The 16,001-nt window shown below is 33.2% G+C and carries 14 protein-coding genes; 7 read left to right on the top strand and 7 right to left on the bottom strand.

The genetic code is table 11. The features are described 5' to 3' along the window. The first annotated feature begins 1 nt into the window (after position 1). The 3 genes from ACJ6WR_RS11335 to ACJ6WR_RS11325 all read left to right on the top strand — a co-directional run bounded on the left by ACJ6WR_RS11335 (position 2) and on the right by ACJ6WR_RS11325 (position 4,149). The gene (locus tag ACJ6WR_RS11335; RefSeq protein ID WP_409417849.1) at positions 2-1,441 is read left to right on the top strand and encodes a NuoM family protein; all 1,440 of its coding nucleotides are present in this window, start codon (positions 2-4) and stop codon (positions 1,439-1,441) included. A gap of 84 nt (positions 1,442-1,525) precedes the next feature. Then, the gene (locus ACJ6WR_RS11330) at positions 1,526-2,896 is read left to right on the top strand and encodes an NADH-quinone oxidoreductase subunit N (RefSeq protein WP_039117046.1); all 1,371 of its coding nucleotides are present in this window, start codon (positions 1,526-1,528) and stop codon (positions 2,894-2,896) included. Between the two features lie 476 nt (positions 2,897-3,372). Then, positions 3,373-4,149 (top strand): Bax inhibitor-1/YccA family protein, encoded by a 777-nt coding sequence (locus tag ACJ6WR_RS11325; RefSeq protein WP_039113651.1) that lies wholly within the window; start codon positions 3,373-3,375, stop codon positions 4,147-4,149. 52 nt (positions 4,150-4,201) lie between these two features. Here ACJ6WR_RS11325 and ACJ6WR_RS11320 read toward each other — a convergent pair whose 3' ends face one another. Together ACJ6WR_RS11320 and dinB are read right to left on the bottom strand one after the other, a co-directional pair. Continuing rightward, entirely contained in the window at positions 4,202-4,717 is a 516-nt protein-coding gene (locus tag ACJ6WR_RS11320; RefSeq protein ID WP_409417848.1) for a PAS domain-containing protein, read from the bottom strand. Positions 4,718-4,798: 81 nt separating this feature from the next. Next, positions 4,799-5,881 (bottom strand): DNA polymerase IV, encoded by a 1,083-nt coding sequence (gene dinB, locus ACJ6WR_RS11315; protein WP_039113648.1) that lies wholly within the window; start codon positions 5,879-5,881, stop codon positions 4,799-4,801. A 234-nt stretch (positions 5,882-6,115) separates the two neighbouring features. Between dinB and ACJ6WR_RS11310 the strand changes: the two genes are divergently transcribed. From ACJ6WR_RS11310 to ACJ6WR_RS11295, 4 genes are all read left to right on the top strand, one after another. Beyond that, positions 6,116-6,841 carry a metallophosphoesterase family protein gene (locus tag ACJ6WR_RS11310; RefSeq protein ID WP_039113646.1) on the top strand — a complete coding sequence of 242 codons (726 nt, stop codon included), beginning with the start codon at positions 6,116-6,118 and terminating at the stop codon, positions 6,839-6,841. A 46-nt stretch (positions 6,842-6,887) separates the two neighbouring features. Then, positions 6,888-7,412 carry a DUF6646 family protein gene (locus tag ACJ6WR_RS11305; protein ID WP_039113645.1) on the top strand — a complete coding sequence of 175 codons (525 nt, stop codon included), beginning with the start codon at positions 6,888-6,890 and terminating at the stop codon, positions 7,410-7,412. A gap of 151 nt (positions 7,413-7,563) precedes the next feature. After that, positions 7,564-8,346, top strand: a complete 783-nt coding sequence (locus ACJ6WR_RS11300) for a hypothetical protein (RefSeq protein ID WP_039113643.1) — start codon at positions 7,564-7,566, stop codon at positions 8,344-8,346. A 345-nt stretch (positions 8,347-8,691) separates the two neighbouring features. Further along, complete coding sequence (locus tag ACJ6WR_RS11295; RefSeq protein ID WP_409417847.1) at positions 8,692-11,178, top strand: T9SS type A sorting domain-containing protein; 2,487 nt, start codon at positions 8,692-8,694, stop codon at positions 11,176-11,178. A gap of 190 nt (positions 11,179-11,368) precedes the next feature. Here the strand turns inward: ACJ6WR_RS11295 and ACJ6WR_RS11290 are convergent, their stop codons facing one another. The 5 genes from ACJ6WR_RS11290 to ACJ6WR_RS11270 all read right to left on the bottom strand — a co-directional run bounded on the left by ACJ6WR_RS11290 (position 11,369) and on the right by ACJ6WR_RS11270 (position 15,973). Next, entirely contained in the window at positions 11,369-11,770 is a 402-nt protein-coding gene (locus ACJ6WR_RS11290) for a hypothetical protein (RefSeq protein ID WP_409417846.1), read from the bottom strand. After that, positions 11,754-12,317, bottom strand: a complete 564-nt coding sequence (locus tag ACJ6WR_RS11285; RefSeq protein ID WP_409417845.1) for a LemA family protein — start codon at positions 12,315-12,317, stop codon at positions 11,754-11,756. The genes ACJ6WR_RS11290 and ACJ6WR_RS11285 overlap by 17 nt, the downstream gene beginning before the upstream one ends. Positions 12,318-12,324: 7 nt before the next feature. Further along, positions 12,325-13,368: a hypothetical protein gene (locus ACJ6WR_RS11280; RefSeq protein ID WP_409417844.1), complete on the bottom strand. Its 1,044-nt coding sequence runs from the start codon at positions 13,366-13,368 to the stop codon at positions 12,325-12,327. A gap of 40 nt (positions 13,369-13,408) precedes the next feature. After that, positions 13,409-14,221: a leucine-rich repeat domain-containing protein gene (locus tag ACJ6WR_RS11275; RefSeq protein ID WP_409417843.1), complete on the bottom strand. Its 813-nt coding sequence runs from the start codon at positions 14,219-14,221 to the stop codon at positions 13,409-13,411. A gap of 198 nt (positions 14,222-14,419) precedes the next feature. Then, a complete protein-coding gene (locus ACJ6WR_RS11270; protein ID WP_086893646.1) occupies positions 14,420-15,973 on the bottom strand; it encodes an aldehyde dehydrogenase family protein in 1,554 nt (517 codons plus the stop codon). Positions 15,974-16,001 lie beyond the last annotated feature (28 nt).

Below are 16,001 nucleotides of genomic sequence, written 5' to 3'. Positions count from 1 at the left end.
TATGAACGTTTCTCTTATATTAATTATACTTTTAATTGGTGCATTTGTCACTTATTTTGTTGGTGATAAACTAGCTTCAAAAGTAGCTTTGTTCTTTAGTTTGGCCGCTTTAGGTTGTTCGGTTGTATTGTTAAATCATTATAATCTTGGCGAAAGCATCAGTTATATTAGCCAATGGATTATTCAGCCTAAAATTTCATTTGTATTAAATGCAGATGGATTGGGTATTGCAATGTTGTTGCTTACAACGGCATTGACTCCTATAATCATACTTTCTTCTTTTGGGAATTCTTACCCAAATGCAAAAGGATTCTATGCTTTAATTTTATTCATGGCATTTGCAATGGTGGGAACTTTCCTTGCTGCAGATGGTTTGTTATACTATATCTTCTGGGAATTATCATTAATCCCTATTTATTTCATTGCCTTAATTTGGGGTAATGGCGATACTGAAGAACGCAAAAAAGCGGTAGTTAAATTCTTTATCTATACTCTTGCTGGTTCATTATTTATGCTTGTAGCATTTGTTTATTTATACACAAAAGCAGGTAGCTTCTTATTGACTGATTTATACGAATTGGATTTATCTGCAACGGAGCAACTTTGGATATTCCTGGCTTTCTTCTTAGCTTATGCTATTAAGATTCCTCTTATTCCTTTTCATACTTGGCAAGCAAGCGTGTACCAAAAAGCACCTACTGCAGGAACTATGCTTTTATCTGGTATCATGCTTAAAATGGGACTATACAGTATCATTCGTTGGCAATTGCCAATTGCTCCACTTCCTGCAAAAGAATACATGACTGTATTTATTGCATTAGGGATTGCTGGTGTAATTTATGGTTCTATTGTTGCATTAAGACAAAAAGACTTAAAAAAATTACTTGCTTATTCTTCATTAGCTCACGTTGGGTTAATCGCTGCAGGTACTTATACTCTAACTGCTGATGGTTTAAGCGGATCGGTTTTACAAATGATTGCTCACGGTTTTGTAGTAGTTGGTTTGTTCCTTGCTGCCGAAATCATCTTTAGAAGGTACGAAACCAGAGTTATCTCTGAAATGGGTGGAATTCGTTACCAATCGCCTAAGTTCACTTCGATGTTCTTAATTTTAGTATTGGCATCGGTTGCATTACCATCTACTTTTAACTTTGTTGGAGAGTTCACGGTATTATATAGCCTTACTCAAATTAATATTTGGTTTGCCGTTTTAGGTGGAACTACTATTATTCTTGGTGCTTACTATATGCTTAAAATGTTCCAACATGTAATGTTAGGAGAAACAAATACAAAGCCTTTTGCAGATGTATCTATCTCTGAAGGTATTTCGCTTGTTGCAATTATTGCTGTATTATTCTTTTTTGGATTGTATCCAAAACCTATTACAGATTTAATTTCTCCAAGTTTAGATGTAATTTTAAAAGTTATACACAGAAACTAAGCTGGTAAAGAATAAATAACATATTTTAAATAAAAATAAATTAGGGCATCATTAGTTTTAGATTCCTAAATCAAAAAAACAAAAATGAATACATTAATAGCTATAATAGGATTGGGTGTTTTTTGCCTACTGTTTGAAATTCTTAATTTAAGAAAAGCCATTATTCCAGTAACTATAATTGGTTTATTAGGCGTTTTGGCAATAAACTATTCAGAGTTCGGTTTAACCGAGAGTTATTACAATAATATGATTGCGGTGAGTAAATACTCTACGGCGTTTTCATCTTTGTTTATTGTTTTAACGATTTTTTTAGTGGCTTTGAGTTACAATTTCTACGAAGATCACCAAACTAAAATTTCTGATTATGTAGCTATAAAAATATTCTTATTGGCAGGAGCTGTTGCAATGGTTTCTTTCGGAAACTTAGCGATGTTCTTCTTAGGAATCGAAGTATTATCAATTGCTTTATACGTATTAGCAGCTAGCGACAGAACGAAAATAAAAAGTAATGAAGCCGGAATGAAATATTTCCTAATGGGTTCTTTTGCTTCTGGAATTATCTTATTCGGAATCTGTTTGATTTACGGAGCTATGGGAAGTTTTGATGTAATTGAAATTAGCGATTTATCTCAATCTGCTGAATTGCCAATTTGGTTTCCTATCGGGATTGTTTTATTAACTGTTGGTATGTTGTTTAAAGTTGCTGCTGTTCCTTTCCACTTTTGGGCTCCAGACGTTTACGAAGGTTCTCCTGCTTTAACAACTGCTTTAATGAGTACTTTGGCTAAAGTTGTTGCTATTGCTACTTTATACAAACTATTAACGATATTAAATGCTGAGCTTTCTGAAAGTTATGTAATCGTAATCGTGATTGTTTCTATGTTATCTATGACTGTTGGTAACATTATGGCATTGCGTCAAGTAAACGTAAAACGTATGCTTGCTTATTCTGGTATTTCGCATGCAGGTTTCATGTTAATGACTTTATTAACTTTGGCTACTTCTGCTGGAACTCTTTTATATTACACAACTGCTTATGCATTGGCTGGAATCGCAGCTTTTAGCGTAATCTTATATGTTTGCAAAAATCAAGATAACGAGGATATTACCAATTTTCATGGTTTAGGAAAAACGAATCCTTTATTAGCAGCAATCCTTACAGCTTCGCTTTTATCTATGGCAGGTATTCCGATTTTTGCAGGTTTCTTTGCTAAGTTATTCTTATTTAATCAAGCAATACAAGCTGGATATATTGCATTAGTAATTGTTGCAGTGGTTAACTCTATTATTAGTGTTGGTTACTATTTCAAATTAATCTTAGCTATGTACACTAAAGAACCAAATGAAACTCGTACTGGAAGACCTTTCCTTATATACGCAGTTGCAGTGGTTTCTATACTATTAAACATTGTTATCGGTTTGTTCCCTTCTTTGGTTTTAGACCTTTTGAACTAAATAGACTTACATAAAAATACAAGCCATCAAGTTTTAAACTTGGTGGCTTTTTTAGTTTTAACCATATAAGCGATGTAAGGAAATATAAGTTTCAGCTATTCCTCTTAAATGGACTTATATGACTTACATGGTTTCATTTTTTATAGTTTCTATTAATACCATAGATTTTTTATGACTATATAGAATGAATTGCATTCAGTAAACTCTCTCGCAAAGACGCCAAGACGCAAAGTTTACATCTAATCGCTTGGCGGCTTTGCGACTTGGCGTGAAAACTACTAATTCTGCCTTTATAGGGAAAAGTTCTACTTGATAGCATTGAACTAAAGCAGGCGGTTATTCATAAATAAGATGTCCTTAATAAATCTCTTGTCAGTATAAAAAAGCCATAATCCAATTGTTAAAATATATATAGGGATTGGAGCAATTATGAAAATATGCGTTATATTTGGTACGTTTTAAAATCAAAATATATTATGGCTTTCAACTCAAACAATCCGTTTTTAAGTAACAAACGTTTTTCTCCAACATCGGTTGCTGCAAAAAGTGACAATGTTCACCAAGCAAAAATTATCGATTACGGTAACGAAATGACATTGTCTGGTACTATCAACAAAACTCTTATCTTATTTTTATTGCTTACTGCTACAGCAATGATTACTTGGTGGATGTCTTTTAACGGAATCAACCCTATGCTTCCTACTATTGGTGGAGCTATCGTTGGATTAATTTTAGTAGTAGTCGCTGCATTCAAACCGCAACTTTCTCCATACTTAGCACCTGGTTATGCCTTGTTTGAAGGTTTATTTATTGGTGGAATATCTGCGATTTTTGAAGCAATGTATCCTGGTATCGTAATTCAGGCTGTTGGTGCTACATTTGTAACATTTATGGTTTGTCTTGGTTTATATAAATTCAAAATCGTAAAAGTAACTGAGCAATTCAAATCGGTTGTTATGGCAGCTACACTGGCAATTGCAACTTACTACTTAATTTCTTGGATAGTTTCGATGTTTACAAGCTTTACTCCTGTTCATCACGGTAACTCTATGATGAGTATTGGTATTAGTGTTTTTGTTATCGTTATTGCTGCTTTAAACCTATTTTTAGATTTTGACAGAATCGAAGAAGGTGTTCAACAAAAAATGCCAAAATTCATGGAATGGTACGGCGCAATGGGATTAATGATTACTCTTGTTTGGTTGTATATCGAATTCCTAAGATTGTTATCTAAATTAAATAACAGAAACTAATCCTTTCTATACTTATACAAAAAAGCCTTTTTGAAATTCAAAAAGGCTTTTTTTATGCTGCTTTCTCAAAAGCAATAAAATGAGATAGTTTTCCCTTTACATTAAAAACAGGGAAAGCATTTATAGTACAAAAGTATGTTTCTCCGTTCTTTTTATAATTAAGAATAGTCTTTTCAAAAATTTCTTCAGAATCGATAGCTACTCTAATTTCATTTGTAGTTTCTGAACACGTTTCGGGTCCTTGAAACATTTTTGGTGTTTTACCCAGAACCTCAACTTCAGTATATCCTGTCATGTTTACGATTCGGCTGGAAGCAAAAACGATCTTCAGCTCTAGATCGGTAATTACAACAACTTCCTCTTTCAAGCGTTCTAAAACATCAAATTCGGATTCATCCCAATTAAATTGATTGGAGATATTATTTACTCTTTGCCAATCTGAATAATTAGCTTTTATGTCATTTAAAAAACCATGATGAAAATCCCATGAAATCACAGGAATGCCGTTGCAATTCATCTCTCGATGGTATTTTGCAATTGCGGTATCATAGGCATCTAAATTAAACATAAACAAAAATTTTAATCAAAGGTATATTGAAAACAACATCTATCATAGCGATATTACGCATTTAACGCTTGTTTAATCAATTTAAAAGTCAAATTTAAGCTGTACGACAATAGCCTTCTTTTCTTCTGTATTTAGATTACTTAATGAAATCCCGAGTAATCGAACTGAATCTTTCATTCGTTCCTGATACAATAACTCTTTTACAGTTTCCATAATCAAACTTTTATCGGCAATAAAATAGGGTAATGTTTTACTTCTGGTTTGCTGAGTAAAATCACTATACTTAATCTTAAGTGTAACTGTTTTACCAGAAACTTTATATTTTTTTAAACGTCTTTCTAATGAGGTTGCAATTCTTTCTAGTTGTTCTAACATAAAAATCTCCGAAGAAAGATTGACATCAAAAGTATGTTCTGCTGCCACAGACTTTGTTATTCTATCTGCTTTTACTTCGCTATTATGAACCCCACGCACAACATGATAATAAAAAGTACCCGATTTTCCGAAATGCTTTTCCAGAAACTCCAAACTTTTACTTTTTAAATCTGTACCGGTAAAAATACCAAGCTGATACATTTTTTCGGTGGTTACCTTCCCTACTCCATAAAACTTCCTGATGGGTAATTCCTCCAGAAAAGGAACAACCTCATCTGGATTAACCGTTTTCTGACCATTTGGCTTATTATAATCACTAGCAACTTTGGCTACAAATTTATTTATCGAAATTCCTGCCGAAGCTGTTATTCCGACTTCATTAAAAATACGCTGTCTTATTTCCTGAGCCAATAAACTAGCACTCGGATTTCCTTTTTTGTTAACCGTAACATCAAGATAAGCCTCGTCAAGCGAAAGTGGCTCAACTAAATCTGTATATTCATGAAAAATTTTATGGATTTTTATTGATATCTCTTTGTATCGGTCAAAACGCGGAGGTACAAAAATAAGCTCTGGACAATATTTCTTGGCAAGAACTCCGCTGATTGCACTACGAACACCAAATTTTCGAGCTTCATAACTCGCTGCAGATACTACGCCTCGATTCTCTGAACCTCCAACAGCAAGGGGTTTCCCTCTTAAAAAAGGGTTATCCATTTGCTCTACCGAAGCATAAAATGCATCCATATCTATATGGATAATTTTTCGATATGTAGGCAGTTCAGACATGCTACAAATTTAGACAGGAAACTGTTATAACAGATTCAAATGACACCAAAAAAATTCGATAAATACGTTAAATTTTATCTATAGTCTGGTAAACCAAAACAATCCTGAGGAACGTAATAAATAGGCTAATTAAATAAACTAAGATTTTTGTAATAATAACAAACATTAACAAGTGAATAAGTAAATACCAAATCAATTTCTGCTATTTTTGTAAGTACATTACAAAATATTAAAATGAGAACATTCGTTATTGGCGATATACATGGTGGCTTGAGGGCTTTGCAACAAGTCATGGAAAGAGCCGCTGTAACAGACAAAGATACCTTGATTTTCTTGGGTGATTATGTAGACGGTTGGAGCCAGTCGCCACAAGTAATTGATTTTTTAATTGACCTGAGACAAAAACAAAACTGCATTTGTATTCGTGGCAATCATGATGATTTACTACAACAATGGATGAGAGATGGTATAGACAATGAATTATGGCACCATCACGGAGGCGAAGCCACTGTACTTGCATACGAAGCAATAAGTAACAGCCATAAAGAAATACATGTTGCCTTTTTTGAATCATTACAGAATTATTATTTAGACTCCCAAAACAGATTATTTGTTCATGCTGGTTTTACCAATATGAATGGAGTAACCTATGAATATTCTAGTGAAGCCTTTTATTGGGATAGAACTCTTTGGGAAATGGCTCTTGCCCTAGACCCAAATATGAAAACTGATTCTTTGTTTTACCCTAAAAGATTAAAACACTATAAAGAAATTTATATTGGCCATACTCCTGTAACTAGAATACATGAAACTGTTCCTGTACAAAAAGCCAATGTTTGGAATGTAGATACTGGCGCTGCATTTACAGGGAAATTAACAATTATGGACGTTGACACTAAGGAGTTTTGGCAAAGCGAACCCTTAAACGAACTCTATTTTGACGAAAAAGGTAGGAATTAAGATATAAAAATCCTAGTTTTGCAAAAAAATTAAATCAATAAATTTTATGAAAAAGATTATTACACTTGCGTTTTTATTGGCATTTGGTTTAACTCAAGCACAACAAGCATTTAGTGGTAAAGGTGACACTAAAGTAAATATCGGTGCAAACATTCAAGATGGTGGATCAGGAATTCAAGCTTCTGTAGATTTTGGTCTTGGAGAAAATTTCTCTATCGGATTTGTTTCAAATTACTTATTAGGAGTTAACGAATATTCAGGTTTCTATGGTACAACTCAGTATTATGGAACTAAACCAGATTTTCAAGATCGTTTTGATGCTAAAGTTAGAGTTAATGCTAACCTAGGAAGCGTTATTAATGTAGATAAAAAATTAGATGTTTACCCAGGATTAAGCTTAGGTTTAAGAAATTTTGGTGGTCACGTTGGTGGTCGTTATTTCTTTACTGATGGATTTGGAGTATTTACTGAACTTGGTTTTCCTATTGCAAAATACGGAAATGATGACAGAGTATTTTACAACCTGAATAATCAATTCACATTTAGCTTAGGAGCTTCTTTTAATTTGTAAAAGAACAAGAGATAAAGCTTTTACACATAATTACTGTAGAAACTTACAAAAAAGACCATTTGAAATTTCAAATGGTCTTTTTTTATGACTAAACTACAATATGTCTATTAATTATTAAATACATTTGTAATAAATTATTTACATCTTAATTATGAAAAAACTAATTCTAAATTCGTTCTGTTTTGCAGCAATAGGAGTTTTAACTCTTAGTACTCTATCCTGTAAAGACTCTAATAAAGCTTCTGGATCTGAACAATCAAATCCATTTGCAGGTACATGGGTTGCTAAAGACTTCATCGATAATATAATTGAAGACAATGGAATTGAAACCGTTGATAATGGGGTTACAGAAATAATTATTCCAGAAACACTAAAAGACAGTATTACTTTCCTAAATGAAGATTTAGAAAGAGGTAAATATACTGCTACAATTAAAAACGACACTTTAGTCAATCATTTATACGAAACCAAAACTCAAAAAGCAGTTTTACAAAATGGAAATTTAGTATTATTGCCTCTTGACGAACGCTATGAAGCACAGGAATACGTAAAGGCTGACAGTACTTTGGTAAAGAAAGCAAAAGAAGCAAATGTATCAGTAGTACGTATTTTAATAAACAAATTACTTTCAGGAAATACCTATTCTAATAAATCTTCTACAACAGAAATTAAGTTTACTGAAGATGGTAAAGTAAGCGGATTAGCCAATTTTAAAAACTATTATATTAGTATTAATGGCGATGATGCCAATACACAAGGCATAACATCAATAAATTTTACAACTACAGATGGAACCTACAAAAAAATGGGAATAGAGTTTCTAAAAAACAAAATAGAACTATACGATGTTGTTCTATTAACAAAACCAGATGAGAAACCATCATTTAAAAAAGGTAAATTATTATTTTCATTAAAAGTCACAAAGTCAAAATAATTTAAAGAAAACTATTAAAATAGAAACAAAGTAACCGCATTCATTTATAATAAAAAGCAACTCCTATTGAGTTGCTTTTTTTATGACCTACCATCAAAAAAACTACTGAACACAGAAGAAACGACAACTGACCCTATACCAATAGAAAATAATTAACAAAACCAGAATACACATAAATAATCAATATTCAAACACGGTTTTTTTTATGCAATGCGTATTTTTTTGACAAAATAATTATTAATACAGAAATTTTATTTACTTTCGTGTAATCGATTACATTTTAAATTAAAACAACAAACCTATTGCAACCAATTAATTACCAAACCATTATTAAAAACCATGATTATGAAAAAATTTCTACTTTTATTGACAATTACACTTGTCTCTGCACAAGTTTGGGCACAACAAGTCACAATTAATGAAGCTTCAGGCTGGCTAGAATCTGCTTACGTAAAATGGCAACCAGTTACTAATGCCCAAAGTTATAATGTATACTATTCGGGGATGGGCGTAACCGACCAAAAAATAGATGGACAACTCATCCGTAGCTACGGAACATATTACCGTGCCGACATACCAGGAATTAAAGCTGGTTCATACACCATAAAAATTAAACCAGTCATATCTGGCGTAGAAGGCACAGGCTCAACAACAAGTGCTGTAACTGTAAAAACGCATGACCGTGCAGGATTTGCTTTTTCTAACGGTCGTATTCCCGGAGCATATAATGCAGATGGCACACCAAAAAATGGAGCCGTAATACTATATATAACTGAGAATACTAAAAACACAGTTTCACTAGCAGTAACTGGTGCAACTCCAAGTCCTTCTGTAGGTTTACAAACCATCTTGGATGGTTATAAAAAAGGGAAAGATCTACGACCTTTAATTGTTCGTATAATTGGGCAAATAACAGACCCTGCCTATATGCTGGCTGGCGATATTGTAATCGAGAACAATAATAATGCTTCAAGCTATATAACTCTTGAAGGAATTGGTGATGATGCAGTAGCAGATGGCTGGGGGATTCGCGTAAAAAGCGCCTCAAATATCGAAATTCGCAATATAGCCACAATGAACTGCGACAGTGGCGAAGGTGACAATATAGGCTTGCAACAAGACAATGACTATGTTTGGGTACATAATTGTGATTTCTTTTATGGAAATGCTGGTGGTGATGCGGATCAGATAAAAGGTGATGGTGCTCTGGATTGCAAAAAATCAACTTATATCACATTCTCTTATAATCATTTTTGGGATTCTGGAAAATCTAATCTTTTAGGTTTAAGTGAGAATACTACAACAGGATTATACATCACTTATCACCACAACTGGTATGATCACTCAGATTCACGTCATCCGCGTGTTCGTTTTTATTCAGCTCATGTATATAATAACTATTATGATGGTAATGCAAAATATGGTGTAGGATCGACTATGAGCTCTTCTGTATTTGTTGAAAACAACTTTTTCCGTAATTGCAAATACCCAATGCTTACCTCTATGCAAGGTACAGATGTATATAATGGTGCTTTAGGAACTTTCTCTAAAGAAGATGGGGGAACAATAAAAGCCTATAACAATACCATGAGTGGAGAAACACGTTTTGTTGCCTATGATCCTACCAATTTTCCAATAGAATTTGATGCTTATGTAGCAACTACAAGAAATGAATTAGTGAGCAATACCATTGTTTCTAAAAAAGGCGCTAAAACATACAATAACTTCGATACAGATACAGCTGTAATGTATCCTTATACACCAGATAGTCCCGAAGTTGCCAAAACTAATGTTATGCAATATGCGGGGCGTATTTCTGGAGGTGATTTTAAATGGACTTTTAACAATGCCATAGATGATGCCGAATCTTTGGTAAATGCACCATTAAAAGCCGCTCTGGTAGCTTACAAAACAAGTTTAATAGCAGTACAAGGAGAAAACAACACACCAATAACTTCTCATACACTAACTTCAACTGGAAACAATGATCAAACTGTTGCTACTGGATCAGCAATTAACACAATTGTGTTTACTTGGGGTGGAGATGCTACAGATGCAACTGTAACAGGATTACCTGCATCTGGAATTGCGTATACAAAAAACTCAATTGCCAAAACAATTACAATAACTGGTACACCAAGTGCTACGTTATCCTATTCTATTACTACTACTGGTCCTGTAGGAACACCTGCCACTGGCTCAGGAACAATAACGGTTTCTACCAATGGCAGCGGTCCTGCAGATAAAACACATAATTTTACTACCGATGCAAAAGTAAATGCTTTCTATACAATTATAGGAAACATGAACTCAACTGCAGGATCTGTAACCTATTCTGGTTTATCATTAACAGCGCGTTTAAAAATGGAATCGAGTACATCTATCACTTATACCACAACTAGCGAATCGACATTAACCTTAGTGTTCGACAATACATTTGCTGGAAAGGTAAAAGTAAACGGTTTAAATTATACCGCAGTAGCAGGAATTGTTACCATATCGGTACCGGCAGGTAACAATACTATTACCAAAGGCGATACCACAAACTTATTCTATATAAGTACTGAATACAAAACGACATTACGTATTGAGGAAGAAATCATGCCAACAAAATTAATGTTGTACCCTAATCCGGTAACTGATTATTTACGCATATCAAACCCAAATCAAAATATAGAGAAAGTAACGATTTACAGCATGAACGGTTCAATAGTAAAAACTACTGAAAAAGGTATTGAAACTATAGATATGAGCCATCTAATTCCTGGAAATTATTTGGTAAAACTACAAACAGCAGAAGGCATATTAAACCAAATAATAATTAAGAAATAACCAAAACCAATTACTGCTTTAAAACAAAAGGCTTCCGAAATCGGAAGCCTTTTGTTATTGCAACTTTATTGCGAAAAGTATTTTCAATGCGAATTTCACAAATCAAGATCAATTTATTTAAAAAATTAGCACTAATCTGGGCAATTTACATTAATCTAATTACTTAAATCCAAATAGCAATTATGTTGCATTATCTGTTTCTATTTCTAAATTCCTGTTGTTCTGTTAATTTTCCGAACTCTTTTACAAACTTTTTAATCGTACTAAGGTTAAACACTACAAAGAATAACATCCCTGAAAAGATTGTTATCCAACTGTAAATTAACTGCACGCCTGAAATGTCTGATGCTACTACACAAAAAATAATTGTTGGTAATATCGAGATTAACAATGTTAGACCTAAACACAATATTAGTGGTGATATAAAATAACTAATAATAGCAGTTAAACCAATCTTTCTAAATATGATTGCAATAATACTTAATCCTAAAATACCAAATATTAGAACAGCAAACCCGTAGATTAAAACTAAATCATGTGCTTTATTGATTTCGGCTTCATAACCGAAGAATGTATTAAAATTGAATCCCATTATATGCTTTTTCTTCTGTTGAAACTTCAAATAACGTTTGTGTATGATATCCTAATGTTTTTGCCAAAATAAGATTAGGGAATTCCTGAATTCCGATATTATAAAGATTGACACTATCATTAAAAAACTCCCTTCTATCGGCGATTTTATCTTCCATCTGAGAAACTCGTCTTTGTAATTCCAGAAAATTTGAATTAGAAGCTAATGTTGGATAATTTTCTGAAACGGCAAATAAGGTTTTCAATGATTTAGAAAACTCATTGGCGTTTTCAATCTTTTCGTCGACTGTTTTAGAATTTAAGAAATCAGTACGAAGCTTAGTCAAATTAGTTAACATAGCGGTTTCATGTTCCATAAACTTAGAAGCAACTTTAACCAATTCGGGAACTTCTTCTGCTCTTTGCATCAAAATAACATCTATATTCCTAAAAGCTTTTTCGAAGTTATTCTTAAGCATAACCAGTTTATTATATGTACCTATAAAAAAGTTAAGTAATATAATTACCAGAATTAACCCTACGATTAAAGCAATGTTTTGTGCTGACATAATTTGTTTAGTTTAAAATGATATAGATAAGTATAAGTGTGATAAAAAATAACGTGGTTAAAAATGAAATCAACAATGGTTGGTATTTATTCCTAAATGAAATGCTTTGAGGAATTGCAACACCAAAAATGCCATTAGATTCTCCTTTTCTGAGAATAACATTCCCATTATCAGAATCGGCATAACCAATAAGCAACATATAATCATCCTGTTTTAAATAGGTTTCAGAATATCTCTTTTTACCTCCCTCTTGCCTATCGACTCTATCAAAATAGAATTCTAATCCTTCTCCATTTACAGTAACACTTCCCGTTTCGTCTTTTATTTTAAAATTACCCGTTTTTAGTTCGGTAAAAATAGTTCTATAAGATCTTTTACCATCATCATCTGCCGGACCTTCTTCTTCGATAGTATAATAATATCCTATGCAAGGTTTACTGAAATAAGGTGAAATGATAGGTTCAATTTCTTCCAAATCGCCCTCAACTTCAACTAATCCCATAGCAATAGCATTCATCTTAGAAATTGGTAAAACTGCCTGAAGTTTAAGAAACTTACTTTTGTTACTCGGAAAAAAAATAATTTTTATAAAAATAAGCCCTGGAATAATAAAGAAAAGAAACTGTAGTTTCTCTATATAAAGCAACCAAAAAAATCCTCCAATAACTCCAAGCATCATAAGCAAGCCCAATAGTTTCTTGCCTAAAGGTGTTTTCTGAATGTTGTGTTTTGCATTAAATTTTTCTCTTTCCGCTTTTTCACTTTTACTACTTCTAATTCCGGAATAAAACATACCAACAATTCCGAGTATGAAAACAGATGCAAATAAGAAGAAGAAAACCATGAGAGCATATTTGGAATCTACCAGAAAGCTCAAGCCAATAAACAATGGACATAAAACAAAAAATAACCAACTTGGGAACTTTAAATTATATAACCCAGAGAGAATTATAGTTTGAAACAAAGCAATACCAAGACTGAAGAACATCAGGAATACTACCATTCCTCCATCTAGTTTATTCTGCTCAAAAAAGGCAAAGAATTCGTTCATTATTAGAATTTAAAAAAGGGTTATCAATATTTAGAAGTTATTAAAACACTATTTCGACCTGATTAGCAAGCAACCTTCGAATCTTATTTCTTTCTACATCAGAAATAGGATTACCACTTAGATCCAAACCTATTAATTGCTGCAATTTATTTACTTCGTTGGGGATTTCACTAATATTATTATTACTTAAAGTCAGAAACTTAATATTTTTAAATTGTAAAATCGCTACAGGAAATTCATCTATTTTGGCATTAGCTAAATTTAACTCCACTACCATATCGGGTTTTAGCTTTGCTTCTTCTAATTTATAAAAAGTGGTCTTTTCTTTTTTCTTACCTTCTTTAGTTTGAATTACAAGGCCAATAGCAGCCAAAATAAGTGATGCCAAGAAAAAGATACATAAAAAAGCAACCCAAATAGGAGAATCATCTTTTTCATGAGTAAAAAGCCTTAAATAAACAAAATAAGCTAAGCCGCCAACCATCGTTAAAAACAATCCGAGCACTATTAAAAACAAAACGTATTTAAAAATCGTAAGAAGCACTTTTTTAACTCTCGTTCTATTCTTGCTGAATACAATGAATGCTGCCAAAACTAAAAGTACAGACCAAAAAACAGCCACTCCTATCTGTGCAATTTTTGCCCCATTCTCTATAATCGAAAAAGATATAGAAGCAGGAAACATTAAAGCAAACCAAATAACAAGAGCTGTTAACCCGACGGAGAGACATCCCATCTTTTCTTTTTTGCCCGAAGATTTAAGCCATACATAAGCAATTAAAAAAGACAATGCCAATATTCCTAAAAAACCATATCCATAAGGCGTAAGTCCTGCTAAAAAAATCAAACTCATTTTAATAATTTTTCAAAATATTATTTGGTTACTCTATTATTATTTCTGCTACTATTTACCCAAAATAGCATCAGAAATAACAAAAAATTTCATACTTAAATGCGAATTTAAATAAAACACTATAAATTATGCAATAAAAAAAACCGCTTCTTCCAAATAATATGGAAAAAAGCGGTTTTTATATAAATGATTCTAATCTTACAAATCAAATTTGATTCCTTGTGCCAATGGCAAACTTGTAGTATAATTGATCGTATTGGTTTGGCGACGCATATATATTTTCCATGCATCAGAACCTGATTCACGACCTCCACCAGTTTCTTTTTCACCACCAAAGGCACCACCGATTTCTGCACCCGAAGTTCCGATGTTTACGTTTGCAATTCCGCAATCAGATCCTACTACAGATAAGAAATACTCTGCTTCACGCAAATTATTAGTCATAATTGCAGAAGATAAACCTTGAGCAACACCGTTTTGAATATCAACAGCATTTTCTACAGTTCCACTATATTTAATCAAATATAAAACTGGAGCAAATGTTTCGTGTTGTACAATTTCAAATGAATTTTCAGCTTCAGCAATAGCTGGTTTTACATAACATCCACTTTCGTAACCTTCTCCAGAAAGTACGCCACCTTCTACAAGGATTTTACCTCCTTCGGCAACAACTTTTGTTAAAGCATTTGCATACATCGCTACCGCGTGTGTATCGATTAGCGGACCAACATGATTATTTTCGTCCAAAGGATTCCCGATACGTAATTGTTTGTAAGCCGAAACAATTGCATCTTTTACTTTGTCATAAATACTTTCGTGAATAATTAAACGACGTGTAGATGTACAACGTTGTCCTGCCGTTCCTACTGCTCCAAAAACAGCACCAATCACAGTCATTTTAATATCTGCATCCGGAGTAACAATGATTGCATTATTTCCTCCTAACTCTAATAATGATTTACCTAAACGTCCAGCAACAGTTTGCGCAACGATTTTACCCATACGAGTAGAACCAGTAGCTGATACTAAAGGAATACGTTTATCTGCAGTCATTAACTCTCCTACTTTATAATCACCATTAATTAAACAAGAAATCCCTTCTGGAAGATTGTTCTCTTTAATTACCTGTGCAATTATATTCTGGCAAGCTATACCACAAAGAGGTGTTTTCTCCGATGGTTTCCAAACGCAAACATCTCCGCAAATCCAAGCCAAAGCCGTGTTCCATGACCAAACTGCCACTGGGAAATTAAATGCCGAAATGATTCCAACAATTCCCATTGGGTGGTATTGCTCATACATACGGTGTCCTGGACGCTCTGAATGCATTGTTAATCCGTGAAGCTGACGTGATAATCCTACTGCAAAATCGCAAATATCGATCATCTCCTGAACTTCACCATATCCTTCTTGTAATGATTTCCCCATTTCGTAAGAAACCAATTTACCTAAAGCTTCTTTATTCTGACGTAATTTTTCTCCAAACTGACGTACGATTTCTCCACGTTGTGGCGCTGGCATAAGTCTAAATGTCTTAAATGCCTCAGTCGCTGTTTGCATTACTTTTTCGTAATCGGCAGCTGTAGATGTTTTTACCGATGCTATTAATTTTCCGTCTACTGGCGAAAAGCTTTCAAGAATATCACCTGAAGAAAAATTATTTATTCCGGTTGATGTTCCTTCGTTTATGGCTTTTATACCCAATTGCGCCAATGCGTCTTTCATTCCGAATTGCTCTGCTATTGTTATCATTGTAACTTTTTGGTTAGAAATTGTTATA

It is taken from the genome of Flavobacterium sp. PS2 (assembly GCF_046250155.1).
Taxonomy (GTDB): Bacteria; Bacteroidota; Bacteroidia; order Flavobacteriales; family Flavobacteriaceae; genus Flavobacterium.
This window is presented reverse-complemented; position numbering and strand designations above follow the sequence as displayed.